The organism is Amycolatopsis sp. NBC_00355, assembly GCF_036104975.1.
Taxonomy (GTDB): domain Bacteria; phylum Actinomycetota; class Actinomycetes; order Mycobacteriales; family Pseudonocardiaceae; genus Amycolatopsis.
Genome location: NZ_CP107982.1, coordinates 5,689,956 through 5,710,969, shown reverse-complemented (window position 1 = coordinate 5,710,969; position 21,014 = coordinate 5,689,956). Strand labels below are relative to the sequence as shown.

Sequence of the window (21,014 nt, the reverse complement as noted above, 5' to 3'; positions counted from 1 at the left end):
GCCGGGGCGTGTGACTACCCCCAGGGTCACCCCCGGCAGCTCCGAAACGCCGTGAAGGCCTCCTTGAGGGACTCAGAGTCCCTCAAGGAGGCCTTCACGGACTTGCCGGAACTCAGCCGGCGTAGCGGGCGAAGATCCTCGTGAAGTCCCATGCCTGCTGGGAAACGCCCGAACACGTGTCGTCGTTCGGGTAGGCGCCCGGGCAGGGGCGGTCGCGGTTCGCGGACCAGAACGTCAGCCGGGCCAGGTGGTGCGTGTTCGCGTAGGCCAGGATGGTGGTGAAGTCGGCCAGGGTGACCGTCTCGCTGTTGTCCGTGATGCCGTTCATCGACGAGATGCCCATGTGCCGGTAGGCCGTGTCGTCGTCGTAGCCGTAAGCCGACTTGACGACGTTCTTGAGGCCCTCCGCCGCGCGCTGCGTGAGCGTGCCCATGTTCTGGCCGGCACCGCCGAAGTCGAACGGCATGATGACCCAGCCGTCGACCGTGAGACCGGACTGCGCCGCGCGGTTGACCAGGCTGTTGTCCGGCCCCGACTGCCCGGTGCCGAACGTGACGTACAGCTTGATGCCCGCGTTGTTCGCCCGGATCGTCTTCAGCGCGTCGACCGTGCGCTGCTGCACCGTCGGGTTGCTGTAGGCGTCGGCCTCGATGTCGATGTCGATCGCCTTGAGGCCGTAGGCGCTGATCACCTTCTGGTACGCCGCCGCCAGCTCACCCGCGCTGCCGCACGACGACTCCAGCTTGTTGCCGGAGTAGCCGCCGAACGACGGGATGACGTCGCCGCCGCCCGCGCGCACCGTGTTGATGGTGTTCTGGTCGACGCCGCCGGTCAGCGCGCGCCCACCGTCCCACTGCGGGTTGCAGTAGCCGTTGGACAGGACGAACGCCAGCGTGAACCACTTGACGCCGGTGGCGTTCTGGATCGTCGCCGGGCTCGGCGGGTTGCCCCAGCCGTTGTAGAGGTACGGCGCGACGGCCATCACGCCCGGCCCGGTCGGCGGCGGGGTCGTGCCACCGCTCGGGAGCGTCCACTGCTGGTTGGCGCTGGTGGCGCACGTCCAGATCTGCAGGCGCGTGCCGTTCGCGCTCGAGTTGCCGGTGGCGTCCAGGCACTTGCCCGACCCGGTGTTGACGAGGTTCTTCGCCGCGTTGGCCGTCCACTTCTGGGCGGTGGAGCCGTTGCAGTCCCAGAGCTGGATGGTGGTGCCATTGGCCGTCCCGGCGCTGGTGACGTCGAGGCACTTGCCCAGCGCCTGCAGGGATCCGTCGGACCCGGTCGTCCACTGCTGCGCGCCGCTGCCGTTGCAGTCGTACAGCTGGATCGCCGTGCCGTTGGCGGTGCTCGCGGCGTTGACGTCGACGCACTTCCCGGCGATGCCGGTGATCGGCCCGGTCGCCGCCTGCGCGACACCCGGTGCGAGCACCAGTGCCGATGCCGCGGCTATGAGGGCGCCGAATGCTGCTGCTCTTCGGGGGTTCCGGGTGGCGGAGCCCCCGGCCCGGGGCGGAGTCCCGGTTGTCACTGCCAGTTTTTTCATGCGGGCACGTTCCACTTCTGGTTGGCGGCGCCGGTGCAGGTCCAGATCTGCAGCCGGGTGCCGTTGGCGCTGGAACTACCGGTGGCGTCGAGGCACTTGTTCGACGCCGACCCGACGATGTCCTTGGCCGCCGTCGCCGCCCATCTCTGGTTGGCCGTCCCGCCGCAGTCCCACAGCTGCAGCTGCGCACCGTCCGCTGTGGACTGTCCGGTCACGTCGAGGCACTTGCCCAGCGCGCGGATCGTGCCGTCGGTGCCGACCGTCCACTGCTGGGCGCCTGAGCCGTTGCAGTCGTAGAGCTGGACCGCCGCGCCGTTCGCGCTGCTGCCGCTCGCGACGTCCAGGCACTTGCCGCCGAGGCCGGTGATCGCGCCGGTCTTGCCGCCGCCACCGCCGCCGGTGCCCTGGTTGCCGGCCCAGGTGAACGTCGCCGACGTGTGGCCGGGCAGACTGTAGGTGAACGACGAGTTGCCCCAGTTCACCCGGACGCTCTGGGTGCCGGTGCTGGTGTTGTACGCGATCAGCGCCTTCGAACCGTCCGGGTTCTTCCAGGCGACGTTGCGGACGGTCGAGTTGTCGTTCGAGTCGATCCGGACCGCGCCGGGCTTCACGAACTTCGTCAGGTGACCCATCGTGTAGTACTCGACGGTGTAGTCGACCTGGCCGTTGCGGCCGTCTCCGTTGTGGACGGTCACGAGGCCGGTGCAGGTGTCGCAGCCGCCGTTGTGCGGATTGTGCGCCTGGTCCATCGCCAGGCTCCACTTGGTGACCGTGCGGCTCCAGTTGCGCGTGTAGTCGACGATGTTCGTCATGTCCTCGGCCTGCTGGTTCGACACCCAGGTGCCGCCCGAGTGCTCGGTCGAGTACGCGTTCACGCTCGGGTACTGGTTGTGCACGGTCGTCTGCTGCGAGACGTTGCCGCCGTACCCGTGCCACGCCATGCCGCCGAAGTTCGGGTGCGACCGCACAGCGGCATCGTCCATGGTGGGCGCCGCGAAGGACTGGTACTGGTCCCAGTTCCAGTCGAGGGCGAGGACCTTTGTGGACAGACTGGCGTTCTGCAGCGCCGGCAGCAGGTTGTTCTTGGTGAAGTACGCCAGGCCCGCGCCGTTCCAGTTGGTCGACGGGTAACTCGCGCAGCACGTCGGCTCGTTCTGCACCGACAGGTAGTTGATCGGCACGCCGGCGGCCTGGTAGGCCTGGGCGTACTTGACGAAGTACTGCGCGTAGGCCGGGTAGAACTGCGACTCGACCCAGCCGAGGAGGTAACTGTCGTTGTCCTTCATCCACGGCGGCGCGCTCCAGGGCGACGCCATGACCTTGATCTGCGGGTTGAGCTGCAGCGCCTGCTTGGTCAGAGGCAGGACGTCGGTCTGGTCGTGCGCGATGGAGAACTTCGTCAGGTTCGGGTCGGTCTGCCCGGCGGGCACGTCGTCGAACGTGTAGCTGTAGCGCGCGATGTCCGACGCGCCGATCGGGTTGCGCAGGAAGCTGATGCCGATGCCCGCGTTGGGGTCGAACAGCTTCTGCATCACCGAGTTGCGCGTGCTGGCGCTGAGCAGGTTGCTCGAGTTGAGCAGCCATGCGGCGGAGTCGGTGAACGACGCGCCGGCGCCCTCGAACTGCTGGTACGTCGTGTTTTCGTTGACGTTGATGGTCTGGCCGCCGGTGCCGGTGCCCGCGGTGAAACTGATCGGCGTCTGCTGCTGCAGGCCGCGGGTGACGTTGACGCCCTTGGCGTCGTCGGTCGTGGTGAGCCAGACGTTCACGGTCTCGCCCGCGGCCTGCGCGGGCACGGCGAAGGTGGCGGCGGCGAGGGCCGTCACACCCAACAATGCGGCGAGAGAGCGTTTTCTCATGGGAGCGTCCACTTCTGGTTCGCGCCGGACCCGCAGGTCCAGATCTGGAGCCGGGTGCCGTTGGCGGAGCTGTTGCCGGTCGCGTCGAGACACTTGCCGGAGCCCGCGTTGACGAGGTTCTGCGAGCCGTTCGCCGTCCACTTCTGGGCGTTCGAACCGTTGCAGTCCCACAACTGGACGGTGGTGCCGTTGGCCGTACCCGCGCTGGTGACGTCGAGGCACTTGCCGAGCGCGCGGACCGTGCCGTCAGTGCCGACCGTCCACTGTTGCGCGGTCGTACCGTTGCAGTCGTAGAGCTGGACCGCGGTGCCGTTGGCGTTGCTCGCCGCGTTGACGTCGACGCACTTGCCGCCGAGGCCGGTGATCTGCCCGCTGCCGGCGGGCGGCGGGGTGGTGGTGCCACCGGCGAACTGCGTCGCGACCTGCTCGCCGAGACTGGTGGCGTTGTTGTGGTTCTCGATCGGGTTGACGTGTGTGTTCGGGAACACGATGTACGTCACGGGACCTTCGGTGCCGCCGTTGGACGGGTCGGGGTTGATGCCGAGGTTGACGGCGGTGGCGTAGGAGGCCTCACCGATGATGCCGGTCGGCCCGGTGTCGCCGACCACGGCGTAGGTGACCTGGTTGTTGTAGATCACCGCCACGACCGAACCGCCGTCGATGCCGTAGTTGCGGTAGTCCCATGTGGACGTCGGCTGCGGCAGCACGATGTAGGGCAGCTGCGCCGCGTTCAACGGCTGGTCGGTCGACGTGTGGAACGCCGTGTCCGGGTAGAAGCAGCAGTCGGTCTGCTCGTTGCACTGCGTGGTACGGACGCCGTCGCAGTCGATGTCCATGTCGGCCTTGAAGAACACCGCGCCGTTGGCCTGGCAGACGGGCACGGTGGCCGCGCCGCCTTCGTCGAAGGAGTACTTGCCGTTCGAAATCTGCTGGCAGGACGTCGTTTTCGCGAGCAGCTGGCTCGCGGACGGGCCGGCCTCGACCGCCGCTTGCGCGGAGGTGGACATCAGGAAAGAAAGCGCTAACAGGGCACACCCCATTAGCGCGACGAGGAATCGCCGCACTTGGATTCTCCTGTGGGGTAAGGGGTCGTGAGTGTTTAGGGCGGTTAGAACCGCCCTAAACACTCACGAGGGGGAGCAGATCAGGGCGTGGTCCACTTCTGGTTCGCGCCGCCGCCGCAGGTCCAGATCTGCAGGCGGGTGCCGTTCGCACTCGAATTGCCGGTGGCGTCGAGGCACTTGTTCGCGTTGGGGTTCACGATGTCCTTGGCCCCGCTGATCGCCCATTTCTGGGCGGCGGTGCCGTTGCAGTCGTAGAGCTGCACCGCTGTCCCGTCGGCGGTGCCGGCGGCGTTGACGTCCATGCACTTGCCGAGCGCGCGGATCGTGCCGTCGGTGCCGATGGTCCAGTTCTGCGCGGCGTTGTTGTTGCAGTCGGTGATCTGGATCGGCGTCAGGTTGGCCGTGCTGGCGCCCGCGACGTCGACGCACTTGCCGCCGATACCGGTGATCCGCCCGGTGCGCCCGGACGGCGGGGTGGTGCCGCCGGTGTCGTTGGTGACGTGGACGTAATCGACGACCAGCTGCTGCGGGAACGTCGTGCTGCTGTTGGGGTCGCCCGGCCAGTACCCGCCGACGGCGAGGTTGAGGATGATGAAGAAGTTGTGGTCGTAGACCCAGCGGTTGCCGTTCAGGTCGGACGGCGTGCGCGTCTGGTAGAGGTTCCCGTCGACGTACCACTTGATCTGGTTGGGCGACCAGTCGACGGCGTAGGTGTGGAAGTCGTCGGAGAAGTTGGGGCCGTTGTAGGCGGCGCCGATGCCGCCGGAGCCGGAGTAGCCGGGGCCGTGGATGGTGCCGTGGACGGTGTTCGGCTCGAAGCCGACGTTCTCCATGACGTCGATCTCGCCGTCGGTCGGCCAGTTGCCGCCGCCGAGCATCCAGAACGCCGGCCACATGCCCTGCCCGCGCGGGAGCTTCATGCGCGTCTCGAAGTGGCCGTAGGCCTGGCTGAACTTGCCGGAAGTGTTCATCCGCGCGGAGGTGTACTCGCAGCGGCCGTACCAGCAGTTGTAGTTGCCGGGGTTTTCCTTCTTGGCTGTGATCACGAGGTGGCCCTGGCCGTCGAGCTGGGCGTTGTTCGTGCCGGAGGTGTAGTACTGGCGCTCGTGGTTGTTGACGTTGTCGCCGGTTTCGAGCTGCCACTTGGAGCCGTCGACGGCGGACCCGGCGGGGCCGTTGAAGTCGTCGGTGAAGGTGGCCGCGGCTTCGGCGGCGGGTGCGGTCAGTGCTTGCTGCCCGAGGACGAGCAGTGAGCCGACGGCCAGTACGGCCGCTGCTCTGCGCAACTTGCGGAATTTCGAGGTGGACATCTTTGTCGCCTCTCTCACCGTGGGGACCGGCGTTCCGCGCGCAGCACGGAACGCGGGGAGGGGAGGGTGGCCGTGCATGCCGGGGCGGCGGCAGGCGTGACCGGGCATCGCGGTGCCGTCCGCGGTCCGGGGCGGGTGGGTCGCGGGCGACGAAGGGTTCTACAGGGCTTTGTTGTGCCTGGCAACAAAGTATGCATGGTCCAGACAAGTCGGGCAACAGTCGGACCGTCATTTTTTTTCAACCCGAATTAAGGGTGGGTGGCTGACGGGTGCGGCTGGCTCGAGGTGCTGCTGACCTGCGGGAGCCGGGTTCCCGCTCAGCGGGGCACGCCGGTTGTGCACAGGCTGGCCACGTTGTGGACAAGCGGGCTGCCGGGGCGGGCTTTGCCGGGGGTTTGTCGGGTGGGGTCGATACGCTGGAGCGGGGATGGACCCCGGGGAGGGCGGGCCCCGCTCTGGGGCCGCGAGGGCTCGACACACTGCCGACAAGCTGCCGACACGCTGCCGCGAAGGGCCGACACGCCGGCGGGAGTGGCCAACATGGTGCCCGGCGCGGCCGGCGTACCGGGGGTGTCGGGTGTGCCCGGCGCGGCCGACACGCCGGCGGGAGTGGCCAACACGCCGACGGGAGTGGCAACACGCTGGCGGGAGTGGCCAACGCGGCGCCCGGAGTGGCCAACACGCTGGCGGGAGTGGCCAATACGGCGTCCGGCGCGGCCAATACGCCGGCGGGAGTGGTCAATACGGCGCCCGGAGTGGCCAACACGGTGCCCGGCGCGGTCGGCGCGCCGGGGTGTCGGGTGTGCCCTGCGTGTTGGCCGCTCGGTGAGCGTGTTGGCCGCTGCGGGCGGTGCGTCGGCCGTTCCGGTGATGGTGAGGGTGAGAGCGGGAGCGGGAGCCCGGGTCAGGCCGCGTCGGAGTTGGGGGCTGCCGGCTTTGCGATCCGGGACGTCGCTCCCTGCTCCAGCAGGTCCGCCACCGGTAACGTCGCCGCTCCCGTGGCCACCGCGTCCAGGCCCAGCGACCCCAGCTGGATCGACGTCTGGCTGAACGGGTGCCGCAGCGCGTGCTCGCCCGCGGCCTCGCGGATCCTGGGCAGGAGCTGCTCGCCCAGGGCCAGGCCCGCCCAGCCGCCGATCACGATGCGTTCCGGGTTGAACAAGTTGATCAGGTTCGCGATGCCCGCGCCCAGGTAACCGGCCGTGTCGTCCAGGACGCGAGCCGCCGTTTTGGACTTCGGGGCCGCCTCCAGCAACGCCGAGAACTGGGCCTGCTCGTCCGCGCCCGGGACGTCCTTGCCGCGCGCCCTGCGATACCGCGTCAGCACGCCCTCCGCCCCGATGTAGGCCTCCAGGCAGCCGTGGGAGCCGCAGCGGCATTGCGCGCCGCCGTACGCGATCGTCGTGTGGCCCCACTCGCCCGCGCTGCTCGTCGAGCCGCGGTACGTCGAGCCGTCCGCTACCACCGCCGCGCCGACGCCCGAGCCGATCAGCGCTATCACCGCGTGCTTCGCGCCGCGGCCCGCGCCGAACCACATCTCCGCCTGGCCCTGGGTCTTCGCGCCGTTGTCGACGAACAGCGGCAGGGTCACCCCCGCGTCACGCAGCAGCGACGTCAGCGGGACGGCGTCCCAGCCGACCGTCGGCGCGTGCACCAGGACCTGCTCGCCCTGCTCGACCGTGCCCGGCACGCCGATGCCGACACCGAGCACCGCCGATTCCTCGACGCCGGCGCTGGCGAACACCTCCCGCAGCCCCGACGTCACCTGCTCGACCGCCGTCGCCGGGTCGGGCGCCGCCGGGAGCGGGTGGTCGACCGTCGCGAAGCGGTTCATCGCCAGGTCGAACAGTTCGATCTTGACGCCGGTCTCGCCGATGTCGACGCCGACGACGTGGCCGTACGCCGGGTCGACGCGCAGCAGCACGCGCGGCCGGCCGCCGTCCGATTCCACCTGGCCCGCTTCGGTGATGAGCCGTTCCTCGCCCAGTTCGGCGGTCACGTTGCTGACCGTGGCGGCACTCAGTCCGGTCAGCTGGCTCAGCTCGTGCCGCGACAGCGGGCCGTCGAAGTAGAGTTTCGACAGCAGCAGGGAACGGTTGTGTCGCCGCAGATCGCGGACGGTGGTGCGCTTGCTCGCCATGGGCAACCCATCTGAACTCTTACCGGCTACTGACAGGATGCCTGATCACCCTAAGTTGTGGCCATGTATTAACTGGTGAACTAAGTCCCGAACTGATGGTCGCACCGCAGGTATCTGGCACAATCCCCACCGTGACCCAGGTAGTGCGCCAGACGACGCGGGACCTCCGGCGGCACAACCGCGCGGCACTGCTCTCCACCCTCTACCTCCACGGCCCAGTCAGCAGACTGGAACTGGTAGCTGAATCGGGACTTTCGGCCGCCACCGTTACGAACGTCGTAGCCGAACTGATCGCGGACGGCGTCGTCGCCGAAGCCGGATCGGTCGAATCGGACGGCGGACGCCCGCGGACGCTGCTGGCCGTGCGCCCCGATTTCGGCCACGTCGTGGGCGTCGACGTCGGCGAGACGCACGTCGAGGTCGGCCTGTTCGACTGCGCGCTCGGGACGCTCGGCACCGTGCGCCACCCCCTCGTCGGCACCCGGCTCGACCCGGGTGAGGTGGCCGCGCTGGTGCACACCGGCATCGCCGAGGTCCTCGAGAACGCCGACGCGAACGCGGTCTTCGGCGTCGGCATCGGCGTGCCCGGGGCGGTCCGCGACGGCGGGATCGTCCACGCGCCGACCCTCGGCTGGCGCGGTGTGGCCTTCGCCGACCTGATCCGCCCGCACGTCGTCGCGCCCCTTCACTTGGACAACCGCGCCCGCACACTGGGCCAGGCCGAGAGCTGGCTGGGGGCCGGCCGGGGCGCGGACCGGGCCATCGTCGCCCTGCTCGGCGTGGGGGTCGGGGCCGCGGTCGCGACGGCCGGGCCGTCCCACCCGGGCATCACGACCAGCGAGTGGGGGCACACCGTCGTCAAGGCGGGCGGCGCGGCCTGCCGGTGCGGGTCGCACGGCTGCCTGGAGGCCTACGTCGGCACCGAGGCGGTCGTCCGGCACTACGCCGATCGGGTGGGGAAAGATCCCGTCATCGGGGACGAAAGTGACGCCGAACTGGCCCACATCGTGGCGGAAGCGCAGGTCGCCGGGCCGGCCGCGGAGGTGCTGGCCGAGGCCGGCGAGTACCTCGGGATCGGCATCGCGAACCTGATCAACCTGCTCAGTCCCGACCGGGTCGTGCTTTCCGGTTCCGCGGGGGCGATCATGGGTCCGGCGATCCTGCCCGCCGTGCGTGACGCGGTCGGCCGGCACGCGCTCGACTACCTCGCCGGGCGCACCGAAGTCGTCCTCGGCCGGCTCGGGCCGGAGGCCGTCGCGCTCGGCGCGGCCACCCTGCCGGTCGCGCAGCTGCTCGCCGCGGGCGGCCGGACCGGCTGAAATCCCTTGTGTCGCAAGGGGTAAACCGCCGGTCGGCCCAAGCCCGCAGGTTCTTTCAGTACTTAAACTTAGGCACAAAACGTTACCGCCGTGTTATTGACGTGACCCGAGTCACCCGGGTTGACTCGTGGCGTCGTTCGGTCGCCGGCGGTCGGGGCTCGCTACCAGTCGACACGGAGTAGTCGTCGATGACCAGGAGGAACCGATGCGAGTCAAGCGCTCCATCGTCGCAGCGCTAGTGGCACTAATGGCCCTGGGGGGCTTGACCGCGTGCGGGGGAGGTAGCTCGAGCGCAGGTCAGGGCAACCCCAACGCCGTGCTCAACGTGGGCATGCCGAACGGCCCGCAGTCGGAGAACAACAACCCGTTCCTCGAGACGTCGGCCGCGGCCAACCTCGGGTACCGGTGGACGATCTACGAACCCCTGGTGATGCTCAACCGCGTCAAGCCGCAGGAGCCCGGCAAGCCGTGGCTGGCCGCCAAGTGGGACTGGTCGGACAACTACAAGAAGCTGGTCCTGACCATTCGGGACAACGTGAAGTTCTCCGACGGCCAGCCGATGACCGCCGAGGACGTGGCCTACACGTTCGGCCTGCTGAAGGACAACAAGGCGCTGAACATCGACGCCGTCCCGTACAAGGACATCACCCCGGCCGGCAACCAGGTCACGCTGGGCTTCGACAGCTCCCAGTTCGTCAACCAGGTGAAGATCCTGCAGACGATCGTGGTGCCGAAGCACATCTGGCAGGGCATCAAGGACCCGGCGCTCGACACGATCAAGAACCCGGTCGGCACCGGCCCGTACACGCTCAAGTCGTTCACCCCGCAGACGGTGATCGTCAGCCAGCGTGACGGCTACTGGCAGGAAGCGCCGAAGGTCAAGGAGATCCGCTACACCTCCTACACCGACAACAACGCGCAGGTCTCGGCGCTGGCCAGCGGTGCGGCCGAGTGGAGCTTCGTCTTCATCCCGAACTACAAGGCCGTCTACACGAACAAGGACCCCGAGCACTACAAGCTCTGGTTCCCCGCGCAGCTGGCCGTCCACGGTCTGTGGTTCAACACCGAGAAGGCCCCCTGGAACAGCGCGCCGCTGCGTCAGGCGATCAGCAAGGTGATCAACCGCGACGACATCTTCAACCAGGGCGAGGCCGGCTACTTCTACCCGAAGAACGACCAGGTCACCGGCATTCCGACGCCGGCGGGCGACCCGTTCATCGCGCCGCAGTACCAGGGCCAGACCGTCAAGGTCGACGTCGCGGCGGCCAAGGCGCAGCTCACCGGCGCCGGCTTCACGTTCAACGGCGACAAGCTGCAGGACCCCTCCGGCAAGCCGGTCACCCTCAAGCTCACGGTCCCGTCGGGCTGGTCGGACTACATCACCGACCTGGAGATCATCAAGGACAACCTGTCGCAGATCGGCATCACCGCGACGGTCGACAAGATGAACCAGGACGCGTGGACGAAGTCGGTCGACACCGGTGACTTCGAGGGCCTGATGCACTGGACCAACGACGGTGCGACGCCGTACGACATGTACCGCGACGTCATGGACGGCAACCGCTACAAGCCGACCGGCCAGGGCAACATCAACGGCAACTACGGCCGCTTCAAGAACGACGAGGCGACCAGGGCGCTCGAGACCTACGCCAACGCCGAGGACGACGCCTCCCGCACCGCCGCCATGGCGACGCTGCAGAAGATCATGATCGACCAGCAGCCGATGATCCCGACCTCGGCCGCGAACTCCGGTGGCGAGTACAGCACGAAGAACTGGACGGGCTGGCCCGAGGAGGCGAACCCGTACGCCCCCGCGCAGCCCACCCTGCGCAACGCGCTGGACATCATCCTGCACCTGAAGCCCGCGGCCTGATCCATGGCGGACTCAGTTGTGAAGACCGGTCACGGGGACGGCCGCGGTGACTCCGCGGCCGTCCCGGCCCCCTCCGATCCGGCCGCCGCCGGGTCGGAGGGGGGTACGGAAGAGGTCCTCGGCGACGTCGTCCTCGAGGCGACGGGGCTGACCAAGCACTTCCCGGTGCGCCGGAAGGGCCGGGCCGGGCTGACCGGCCCGCGCCGCGCGGTCCAGGCCGTCGACGACGTCTCCCTGACGTTGCGACGGGGCCGCGTCACCGCGCTGGTCGGCGAGTCCGGCTCGGGCAAGTCGACGGTCGCGCGGCTGCTCGCGCAGCTCTACCCGCGCACCGGCGGTGACATCCAGCTGCACGGCGAGACGGTGAACGTCCGTGGCGGAAAGGCCTTCCGCGCCTACTGCCGCCAGGTCCAGATGATCTTCCAGGACCCGTTCGCGTCGCTGAACCCGGTGCACACGGTGCGGTACCACCTGACGCGGGCGCTGAAGATCCACGGCCGGGCCGGCGACGACCTGGAGCAGGCGCTGCACGACCTGCTGCTGCGCGTCCAGATGACGCCGCCCGAGCGCTACATCGACAAGTTCCCGCACGAGCTGTCCGGCGGGCAGCGCCAGCGCGTCGCGATCGCGCGGGCGCTCGGCGCGGACCCCGAGGCCCTGCTGGCCGACGAGCCGGTGTCCATGTTGGACGTCTCCATCCGGCTCGGTGTGCTGAACCTGTTGCGGGACCTCAAGGAACGCCTGCACCTCGCGATCCTCTACATCACCCACGACATCGCGTCAGCGCGCTACTTCGCCGACGAGACGATGGTGATGTACGCCGGCCGGATGGTCGAAGGCGGCGACAGCGAGACGATCACGCAGAACCCGGCGCACCCGTACACGCGCCTGCTCATCGACTCCGCGCCCGACCCGGACCGGCTGGTCGGCGGCAGCGCCGAACTGGACCCCGGTGAAGTGCCGGCCGAGCGCGGCGCCGGCGAACCGCCGAGCCTGATCGACCCGCCGTCCGGCTGCCGGTTCCACCCGCGCTGCCCGGTCGCGATGGAGCGGTGCAAAACCGACCTGCCGCCGCGGTTCGAGGTCGACGACGCACCCGGCCACTGGGCCGCGTGCTGGCTGTACGACGGGGCCGCCCGATGAGGTACCTGCTGCAACGGCTGGCCTTCTACCTCTTCACGGCGTGGGCCGCCGTCACCATCAACTTCTTCATCCCGCGGCTGATCCCCGGTGACCCGGTACAGTCGCTGATCACGAAGAACCAGGGCACGCTCAGCGCGGACGCGATCCAGTCCCTGTATGTCCTCTTCGGACTGGACAAGAACGAGAGCATGGTCACCCAGTACTTCCACTACTGGGCCCAGCTCTTCCGCGGCGATCTCGGGCTGTCGTTCACGTTCTTCCCGACCCCGGTCACCGAGGTGCTCGGCGACAGTCTGCCGTGGACGATCATCCTGGTCGGCATCACGACGATCATCGGCTTCCTGATCGGCACCGCGCTCGGTGTCGTCGCCGGCTGGAAGCGCGGTTCGTGGGTCGACGGCCTGCTCCCGGTGACGACGTTCCTCTCGTCGGTGCCGTACTTCTGGCTCGGCCTGATCGCCCTGACGCTGCTGGCCGGGCCGGGGAGCTTCTTCCCGTCGTCCGGCGGGTACGACCCGGGCCTGATCCCGGGCTGGGACCCCGACTTCATCGGCAGCGCGATCCAGCACAGCCTGCTGCCCGCGATCACCATCCTGATCAGCTCGATGGGCAGCTGGATCCTGGGTATGCGCAACATGATGGTGACCGTCGCGTCGGAGGACTACGTCACCGTCGCGCACGCCAAGGGCCTGCCCGAACGCCGGGTCGCGGTCGGTTACGCGGCGCGCAACGCGCTGCTGCCGAGCGTCTCCGGCTTCGCGCTGGCGCTGGGCTTCATCGTCGGCGGCACGCTGCTCGTGGAGATCGTCTTCTCCTACCCGGGTGTCGGCTTCGAGCTGTTCCAGGCGGTCGGCTCGCAGGACTACCCGCTGATGCAGGGCATCTTCCTGATCATCACGCTGTCGGTGCTGGTGGCGAACCTCCTCGCGGACGTCGCCTACCTCGCGCTCGACCCGCGGACCCGGAAGGCGGGCTGACATGGCGGTACCAGCAGCGGACGTCAAGGCCGCCCAGGCCCTCCCGATCGACGCCATCGCCGGGCGTGCCAAGCGGCGCAAGTTCCGGTTCCTCACCGGCGGCAAGACGATCACCGGGCTCAGCGTCATCGTGTTCTTCCTGATCATCGCGGTGATCGGCGAGTGGATCGCGCCGTTCGACCCGTCGGCCCGCAGCAACGACCTGCTCGAAGGGCCGTCCGGGCGGCACTGGTTCGGCACCACGCACCTCGGCCAGGACATCTTCAGCCAGGTCCTGGCCGGCACCCGCAGCGTCATGCTCGTCGGCCTCACCGCCGGCGTGGTGGCGACGATCCTCGCGGTCATCGTCGGCGTGACGTCCGGCTACCTCGGCGGGACGCCCGGTGAAGGACTCTCCGCACTGTCCAATGTGTTCCTGGTGATCCCGGCGCTGCCGCTGATCATCATCATCGGCAGCGCGCTGCCGAGCGGCGGTGACTACCTGGTCGCGGTGGTCATCGGGTTCACGTCGTGGGCGTGGGGCGCGCGGGTCCTGCGCGCGCAGACCCTTTCGTTGAGAGGCCGGGAGTACGTCGAAGCGGCGCGGGCCACCGGCGAGTCGACGTGGCGGATCATCTTCTTCGAGATCCTGCCGAACCTGACCGCGGTGATCGCGTCGAGTTTTGTCGGCACGGTGATCTTCGCGGTGATGTCGGAGATCACGCTGGCGTTCGTCGGCGTCTCGAGCTTCTCGAACTGGAACTGGGGCACGATCCTGTTCTGGGCGCAGAGCCAGCAGGCGCTGGCGCAGGGCGCCTGGTGGTGGTTCGTGCCGGCCGGGCTGGCGATCGCCGTCCTCGGCACCGCGCTGTCGCTGCTGAACTTCGGCATCGACGAGTTCGTCAGCCCGCGGCTGCGCGGCAGCGGCAAGGCGAAGGTGCGGGACATCCACGGGCGCACGCAGCGCATGCGAGTGGGCTTCACGCCCGTGCTCGGGCGGGAGGAACAGGCATCATGACACCGGTCCTGGAGATCAAGGGTCTCGACGTCGACTACGGCGTCGGCGACGAAGCCGTGCGCGCGGTGCGGGACGTCCACCTGACGCTCAACCGCGGCGAAGTCCTCGGCCTGGCCGGGGAAAGCGGCAGCGGGAAGTCCACTTTGGCCTACGGGCTGACCCGGCTGCTCGCGCCGCCGGGCGTGATCCGCGGCGGCGAGGTGATCTACCACCCCGAGAACGCCGAGCCGTACGACGTCCTGAAGCTGAACCACAAGCAGCTGCGGGACTTCCGCTGGGCCGAGACGTCGATCGTGTTCCAGGGCGCGATGAACTCGCTGAACCCGGTGCACAAGGTCAGCACCCAGCTCGTCGACGTCATCAAGGCGCACGAGCCGGACACGACCCGTGCCGGGCGCGCGGCCCGCGCGAAGGACCTGCTGAAACTGGTCGGCATTTCGGCCGACCGGCTCGACGCGTACCCGCACCAGCTCTCGGGCGGCATGCGCCAGCGCGTGATGATCGCGATGGCACTGGCGCTCGAACCGCGCGTGGTCATCATGGACGAGCCGACCACCGCGCTAGACGTCGTGATGCAGCGCCAGATCCTCGGTCAGCTCGTGGAACTGCGCGAACGGCTGGGCTTCTCGGTCCTGTTCATCACGCACGACCTTTCGCTGCTGGTCGAGTTCTCCGACCGGATCGCGATCATGTACGGCGGCCGGATCGTCGAACAGGCCCCGGCGTCGGCGCTCTACCGGGACGCGCTGCACCCGTACAGCTTCGGCCTGCTGAACTCGTTCCCCGCGCTGCGGGGTCCGCGACGCGAGCTCAGCGGGATCCCGGGTTCCCCGCCGGACACGCGGGGGATGCCGGCCGGCTGCGCGTTCCACCCGCGGTGTCCCAAGGCCTTCGAGCCGTGCGACTCGAAGATCCCCGTGCTGGGCCTGCCCGGCGGCGACGCGTCGCGCGAAGTGGCGTGTTTCCTGCACCCCGTCGCTACCCCCTGAACGTCGCCCGTCCTGTCCGGTACCACTGGAGGAGAGCCGCCTTGACCGAGACCACAGCCGCGACCGCGCAGCAGCAGGCGTTGATCGACAGCCTGCCGCCGGACTTCCGCTGGGGCGTGGCCACCGCCGCGTACCAGATCGAAGGTGCGGTCTCCGAAGACGGGCGTACACCGTCCATCTGGGACACTTTCTGCCAGGTCCCGTGGGCGATCGACAACAATGACAACGGTGACATCGCCTGCGACCACTACCACCGGATGCCGGCGGACATCGGCCTGGTGGACGAGCTGGGCGCGGACACCTACCGGTTTTCCGTGGCGTGGCCCCGGATCCAGCCGCGCGGCCGCGGCCCGGTCAACGAGGCGGGCATCGGGTTCTACGACCGGCTGGTCGACGAGACGCTCGGCAAGGGCATCACGCCGTGGCTGACGCTCTACCACTGGGACCTGCCGCAGGAGCTCGAGGACGCGGGCGGCTGGCCGGCGCGCGACACGGCGTACCGCTTCGCGGACTACTCGATGCTGGTGTTCGATCGGCTCAAGGACCGTGTGCGGCACTGGACGACGTTGAACGAGCCGTGGTGTTCGGCGATGCATGGGTACGTGCACGGCGTGATGGCGCCGGGCCGCCGGGACTACGCGGCCGGGCTGCACGCGGTGCACCACCTGCTGCTGGGCCACGGCCTGGCGACACAGCGGATGCGCGAGGCCGCGCCGCCGGACACGGAGTTCGGCATCACTCTCAACATGTGCACCGCCGACCCGGCGACGGACTCCCCGGAAGACGTCCGCGCGGCGCGTCAGGCCGACGGCCTCGGCGTCCGGATCTACCTGGACCCGCTGGTGCGCGGCGAGTACCCGGACGACGTGGTGGAAGACCTGGCCGCGCGCGGTGTCAAGCTGCCGGTGCAGGACGGTGACCTCGAGATCATCTCGACACCGCTGGACTTCCTGGGCGTGAACTACTACTTCGGCCAGCAGTTCTCCGGCGTCGACGAGCAGGGCAGCGCGGTCGACTCCGACGGCGTCCCGACGTCCCGCGCGGTCCCGTTCGGCGAGCCGACGACGGCGATGGGCTGGGAGATCCTGCCGGACAAGTTCACCGAGCTGCTGACCCGGCTGGGCCGCGACTACCCGAACCTCCCGATGTACATCACGGAGAACGGCTCGGCTTTCGACGACGACCCGGACTCGAGCGGCTTCGTCCGCGACGAGCAGCGCACGGCGTACCTGGCCTCGCACATCGCCGCGGTGGCGGCGGCCCGCAACGCGGGCGCGGACGTCCGGGGCTACTTCGCCTGGTCCCTGTTGGACAACTTCGAATGGGCGTACGGCTACGCGAAGCGGTTCGGCCTGATCAGGGTGGACTACGAAACGCAGGAGAGGACGATCAAGCAGAGCGGCCTCTTCTACCGCGACACGGTGCGCCGGGTCCGCGGCAGCTGAGCTACGTCCGTGAAGGCCTCCTTACCGGCTCTTACGGCCGGTAAGGAGGCCTTCACGGCTTTTCGGCGGTAAGGCGGGCCCCACCAGGGTCAGGTGGTGGGCCCCATGGTTCGGCCCCGGGGGTTTCCCTAGCTTCGTACGGGTAGCCGACCCCTGGGGGAACCATGAGCGTCCGGACGGAAATCAGACCCGCGCCACCGCAGCGGCCGCCGTGGTGGCGACGGCCGTGGATCGGGCCGCTCGCCTTGCTGGTGCTCGCTTTCCTGGCCTTCTCGCTGCCGCCGTACCTCGCCTTCGATCCGGCGCGGTCGAGGGTGCCGCAGCCGGAAGGCTTTCCCGCGCACTACTGGTTCCTCGTCGCCCACGTGATCTTCGGATCCGTCGCCATGGTGGGGGCCGTGCTGCAGATCTGGCCGTGGCTGCGCCGGACGTACCCCGTTTTCCACCGTTACGCCGGCCGCGCGTACGTCTTCGCCGGGGTGCTGCCGGCCGGGGTCATGGCGCTGACCATCGGTTCGCAGAGCCCGTTCGGCCCGACGACCCGGGTCAGTGACATTGTCGCGGCGCTGCTCTGGCTCGGCTGCACCTTCGCCGGCTGGCGCGCGGTGCGCGAGCGGCGCTTCGGCGACCACCGCAAGTGGATGATCCGCAGTGTGGCGATGACGTTCTCGATCATCGTCAACCGGCTGATCACGCCGATCGCGATGGTCGTGCTGGAGCCGCAGATCCCGACCACGTTCGGCGGCAGCGAGCTGGCCTACTCCCAGAGCGTCGCGGCGATCTCATCGTGGGGCGGCATCGCGATCGCGCTCGTCTTCAGTCAGTGGTGGCTCGAGCGGAAGCCAGCCACCGCGCGATGATCGTCCGCTGGATCTCCGACGCTCCTTCGTAGATGCGCGGCGCGCGGACCTCGCGGTAGAGGTGCTCCAGCAGGTGCCCGCGCCGCAGGGCCCGGGCGCCGTGCAGCTGCACCGCCGAGTCGACGACGAACTGGGCGGCCTCGGTGGCGAACAGCTTCGCCATCGCCGCGCGGCCGCCGAGGTTCTGCTCGCCCGCGTCGTACGCACCCGCCGCCGCGTAGACCAGCAGGCGCGCGGCTTCCGTGCGCGTCGCCATCTCCGCCAGCGCGTGCGCCACCGCCTGCTGCTTGATCAGCGGGCCGCCAAAGGCTTCGCGCTGCCCGGTGTAGTCCACAGTGGCGTCCAACGCGGCTTGCGCCATCCCGACGGCGAACGCGCCGACGCTCGGGCGGAACAGGTCCAGGGTCCGCATCGCGACGGCGAAGCCGCGGTTCTCTTCGCCGAGGAGCTCTTCACGCCGGACCTCGACGCCGTCGAACGTGACCGTGCCGATCGCGTGCGGGCTGACCAGGTCCAGGTGCTCGCCGCCCAGGCCCGGGCGGTCGCCGGGGACGACGAACGCGCTGACGCCGCGGGAGCCGGCGCCTTCGGTGGTGCGGGCGAAGACCGTGTAGAAGTCGGCCTCGGGCGCGTTGGAGATCCACATCTTCTCGCCGGTGAGGCGCCAGCCGTCGCCGTCCGGCTCGGCTTTCAGCGAGAGAGCGGCCGCGTCCGAACCGGCGTCCGGTTCGGTGAGCGCGAACGCCGCCACGGCGTCCCCGGCCGCCACCGCGGGCAGCCACTTCGCGACCTGATCGTCCTGTCCGGACTGCAGGATCGGGTAACTTCCCAGGCCCTGCAACGCCAACGCCGTCTCGGCCTCGGTGCTGACGGTGGCGAGGTTCTCCCGAAGGATGCACAGGTCCGTCGCGGCGGCCTGGCGTGACGGCTTCCCGTCGGCGACGCCGGGGAACAGCCGCGCGAGCAGGCCTAACGCGCCCATCGCCTTGAGCAGCGGGCGGTTGACCGCACCCTCCACACCGGACTCGGCGAGCGGGCGCAGCTGCTCCTCGGCCAAGCGCCGGACGTCCGTGGCGAAGGCGAGCTGGTCCGCGTCGAGAGTGAAGGTCATTCCGGAACTCCAGGTCGCCAGCGGGCATGGGCGGTACCGGCCGGGCCCGACCGGACGAGGTCGAGCCGCGGCTCCGGGCCATCCGAACGGCCGGTCTGCGGTTTGCGGTTGCCCGCGGCGAACTGCTTCGGCCAGGCGATCGGGTAGCCCTGCTCGGCCGCCGCGTGCAACGTCCACTGTGGATCGTAGAGGTGGGTCCGGCCCAATGCGCACAGGTCCGCGCGGCCGGCCAGGATCAGCGAGTTCACGTCGTCGTACGACGAGATCGCGCCGACGGCGATCACCGCGATGCCGTACTCCTGCCCGATCTCGTTGCGGATCCGGTCGGCGTACGGCGTCTGGTAACTCCGGCCGTACTGCGGCTTCTCGTCGCACACCACCTGGCCGGTCGAGACGTCGATGCCGTTCGCCCCGTGGGAAGCGAAGGCGCGCGCGATCTCCACGGCGTCGTCGGCGTCGATGCCGCCGTCCGCCCAGTCGGTCGCCGAGATCCGGACGGTCATCGGCCGCTCGGCGGGCCACACCGCACGGACCGCGTCGAAGACTTCGAGCGGGAACCGCAGCCGATTCTCCAGTGGGCCGCCGTAGCCGTCGGTCCGCTGGTTCGTCAACGGCGAGAGGAACGACGAGAGCAGGTAGCCGTGCGCGCAGTGCAGTTCGAGGACGTCGAACCCGGCGCGAGCGGCAGCGAGTGCGCACGCGACGAACTCGTCCCGGATCGCGACCATGTCTGTTGTGGACAGTTCACGGGGGACCTGGTTCCGCTCGGAGTACGGCAGAGCCGAGGGTGCGCAGACTTCCCAGTTGTCCGACGGCAGCGGCTCGTCGATGCCGTCCCACATGAGTTTTGTCGAACCCTTGCGGCCGGAGTGTCCTAATTGGACGCCGATCCGAGCGGGCGACTGGGCGTGCACGAAGTCGACGACCCGCTTCCACCCTGCTTCCTGCTCGGCCGTGTAGAGACCGCCGCAGCCGGGGGTGATCCGGCCTTCGGGCGAGACGCACACCATCTCCGTCATCACCAGGCCGGCGCCGCCGAGGGCTTTGCTGCCCAGGTGCACCAGGTGGAAGTCACCCGGGACACCGTCCACAGCGGAGTACATGTCCATCGGCGACACGATGATCCGGTTGGGCAGCTCCAGCTCGCCGAGCTTGAACGGCTGGAACATCGGCGGCCGGGACGTCGTGCCGAGCGACTGCGCGAACCAGTGGTCCAGTTCGCCGGCGAACTCCGGATCACGCAGGCGGAGGTTGTCGTAGGTGACGCGGCGGCTGCGCGTGAGGATGTTGAACGCGAACTGCGGCGGGTCCTGGTGGGCGTACTGCGCGATGTTCTCGAACCACTCCAGGCTGGCCTGCGCGGCGCGCTGGGTCGACGTCACGACCGGGCGCCGTTCCAGCTCGTACGCCTTGAGCGCCTCCGCGACGCCCGTGTTTTCGTGCAGGCACGCGGCGAGCGCGAGGGCGTCCTCCATCGCCAACTTCGTGCCGGAGCCGATCGAGAAGTGCGCGGTGTGCGCGGCGTCGCCGAGGAGGACGACGTTGCCGTGCAACCAGGTCTCGCAGCGCACCGTGCCGAACGTGACCCACTTCGAGTTGTTCGCCATGACGCCGTGGCCCTGCAGGACGTCGGCGCACAGCTCGCGGATCAGCGAAATCGACTTCTCGTCACTCTCGCCCGGCTTGAGCGAGGTCGCCGCGATGGAGCCGAACGTCCGCTGCCAGACGTCCTCCTGCACCTCGAGGATGAACGTGCTGCCCTCACGGCCGTACGGGTAGCCGTGGATCTGCATGATCCCGGCCGGCGTCTCCAGGACGTAGAACTTGAAGGCGTCGAACACCAGGTCCGTGCCGAGCCAGATGTAGCGGCACCGGCGCGTCTCGACGCTCGGCCGGAAGTGCTCGGCGTGTTTCGCGCGGACCGCGGAGTTGACGCCGTCCGCGGCGATGACCAGGTCGTAGCCGGACAGATCCGCCGGGGCCTCTTCGCGGAAGCGCAGTTCGACGCCGAGTTCCGCGCACCGGTTCTGCAGGATGCCGAGCAGGCGCTTGCGGCTCATCGCGGCGAAGCCGTGGCCGCCCGAGGTGGTGACCGTGTCGCGGTAGTGGACGTCGATGTCGTCCCAGCGGGCGAACTCGGCGCGCATGGCCTCGTGCACGGCCGCGTCGGCGTGTTCGATCCCGCCGAGCGTCTCGTCCGAGAACACCACGCCGAAGCCGAAGGTGTCGTCGGGCGCGTTGCGCTCCCAGACGGTGATGTCGTGACCCGGGCCGAGCTGTTTGGTCAGCGCGGCGAAGTACAGGCCCGCCGGGCCGCCGCCGATCACCGCGATACGCACGCCGTCCAGGGTATGTCGTCACGCGTACGACCGTCAATAAGGCGAAAG

General features: G+C 69.1%; 15 protein-coding genes. 8 read left to right on the top strand and 7 right to left on the bottom strand.

The window, feature by feature from the left end; genetic code table 11:
* Nucleotides 1-112 precede the first annotated feature (112 nt).
* The 5 genes from OHS18_RS25430 to OHS18_RS25410 all read right to left on the bottom strand — a co-directional run bounded on the left by OHS18_RS25430 (nucleotide 113) and on the right by OHS18_RS25410 (nucleotide 7,913).
* On the bottom strand, nucleotides 113-1,426 hold the full coding sequence (locus OHS18_RS25430; protein WP_328612645.1) for a ricin-type beta-trefoil lectin domain protein: 1,314 nt from the start codon (nucleotides 1,424-1,426) through the stop codon (nucleotides 113-115).
* A 110-nt stretch (nucleotides 1,427-1,536) separates the two neighbouring features.
* A complete protein-coding gene (locus OHS18_RS25425) occupies nucleotides 1,537-3,399 on the bottom strand; it encodes a ricin-type beta-trefoil lectin domain protein (protein WP_328612644.1) in 1,863 nt (620 codons plus the stop codon).
* A complete protein-coding gene (locus tag OHS18_RS25420; protein ID WP_328612643.1) occupies nucleotides 3,396-4,406 on the bottom strand; it encodes an RICIN domain-containing protein in 1,011 nt (336 codons plus the stop codon). The genes OHS18_RS25425 and OHS18_RS25420 overlap by 4 nt, the downstream gene beginning before the upstream one ends.
* Before the next feature lie 137 nt (nucleotides 4,407-4,543).
* Complete coding sequence (locus tag OHS18_RS25415) at nucleotides 4,544-5,773, bottom strand: family 16 glycosylhydrolase (protein WP_328448499.1); 1,230 nt, start codon at nucleotides 5,771-5,773, stop codon at nucleotides 4,544-4,546.
* 904 nt (nucleotides 5,774-6,677) lie between these two features.
* A complete protein-coding gene (locus OHS18_RS25410; RefSeq protein WP_328612642.1) occupies nucleotides 6,678-7,913 on the bottom strand; it encodes an ROK family transcriptional regulator in 1,236 nt (411 codons plus the stop codon).
* Between the two features lie 131 nt (nucleotides 7,914-8,044).
* On the opposite strand from OHS18_RS25410, the gene OHS18_RS25405 reads away from it, so the two are divergent.
* The 8 genes from OHS18_RS25405 to OHS18_RS25370 all read left to right on the top strand — a co-directional run bounded on the left by OHS18_RS25405 (nucleotide 8,045) and on the right by OHS18_RS25370 (nucleotide 17,516).
* Nucleotides 8,045-9,232 carry an ROK family transcriptional regulator gene (locus tag OHS18_RS25405; protein WP_328612641.1) on the top strand — a complete coding sequence of 396 codons (1,188 nt, stop codon included), beginning with the start codon at nucleotides 8,045-8,047 and terminating at the stop codon, nucleotides 9,230-9,232.
* Between the two features lie 316 nt (nucleotides 9,233-9,548).
* Complete coding sequence (locus OHS18_RS25400; protein ID WP_328448504.1) at nucleotides 9,549-11,105, top strand: ABC transporter substrate-binding protein; 1,557 nt, start codon at nucleotides 9,549-9,551, stop codon at nucleotides 11,103-11,105.
* Between the two features lie 18 nt (nucleotides 11,106-11,123).
* Nucleotides 11,124-12,248: an ABC transporter ATP-binding protein gene (locus OHS18_RS25395; protein ID WP_442874348.1), complete on the top strand. Its 1,125-nt coding sequence runs from the start codon at nucleotides 11,124-11,126 to the stop codon at nucleotides 12,246-12,248.
* Entirely contained in the window at nucleotides 12,245-13,225 is a 981-nt protein-coding gene (locus OHS18_RS25390; RefSeq protein ID WP_328448506.1) for an ABC transporter permease, read from the top strand. The genes OHS18_RS25395 and OHS18_RS25390 overlap by 4 nt, the downstream gene beginning before the upstream one ends.
* A 1-nt stretch (nucleotide 13,226) precedes the next feature.
* Nucleotides 13,227-14,222, top strand: coding sequence for an ABC transporter permease (locus tag OHS18_RS25385; protein ID WP_328612640.1), 996 nt, complete (start codon nucleotides 13,227-13,229; stop codon nucleotides 14,220-14,222).
* Nucleotides 14,219-15,211 (top strand): ABC transporter ATP-binding protein, encoded by a 993-nt coding sequence (locus tag OHS18_RS25380; protein ID WP_328448510.1) that lies wholly within the window; start codon nucleotides 14,219-14,221, stop codon nucleotides 15,209-15,211. The genes OHS18_RS25385 and OHS18_RS25380 overlap by 4 nt, the downstream gene beginning before the upstream one ends.
* A 41-nt stretch (nucleotides 15,212-15,252) precedes the next feature.
* Entirely contained in the window at nucleotides 15,253-16,656 is a 1,404-nt protein-coding gene (locus OHS18_RS25375; protein WP_328448512.1) for a GH1 family beta-glucosidase, read from the top strand.
* Between the two features lie 230 nt (nucleotides 16,657-16,886).
* Complete coding sequence (locus OHS18_RS25370) at nucleotides 16,887-17,516, top strand: DUF2306 domain-containing protein (protein WP_328618576.1); 630 nt, start codon at nucleotides 16,887-16,889, stop codon at nucleotides 17,514-17,516.
* Here OHS18_RS25370 and OHS18_RS25365 read toward each other — a convergent pair.
* Both OHS18_RS25365 and OHS18_RS25360 read right to left on the bottom strand, forming a co-directional pair.
* Entirely contained in the window at nucleotides 17,473-18,627 is a 1,155-nt protein-coding gene (locus tag OHS18_RS25365) for an acyl-CoA dehydrogenase family protein (RefSeq protein WP_328612639.1), read from the bottom strand. The genes OHS18_RS25370 and OHS18_RS25365 overlap by 44 nt on opposite strands.
* A complete protein-coding gene (locus OHS18_RS25360; protein ID WP_328612638.1) occupies nucleotides 18,624-20,966 on the bottom strand; it encodes a bifunctional salicylyl-CoA 5-hydroxylase/oxidoreductase in 2,343 nt (780 codons plus the stop codon). Before OHS18_RS25360 ends, OHS18_RS25365 begins: the two co-directional genes overlap by 4 nt.
* Nucleotides 20,967-21,014: the final 48 nt, after the last annotated feature.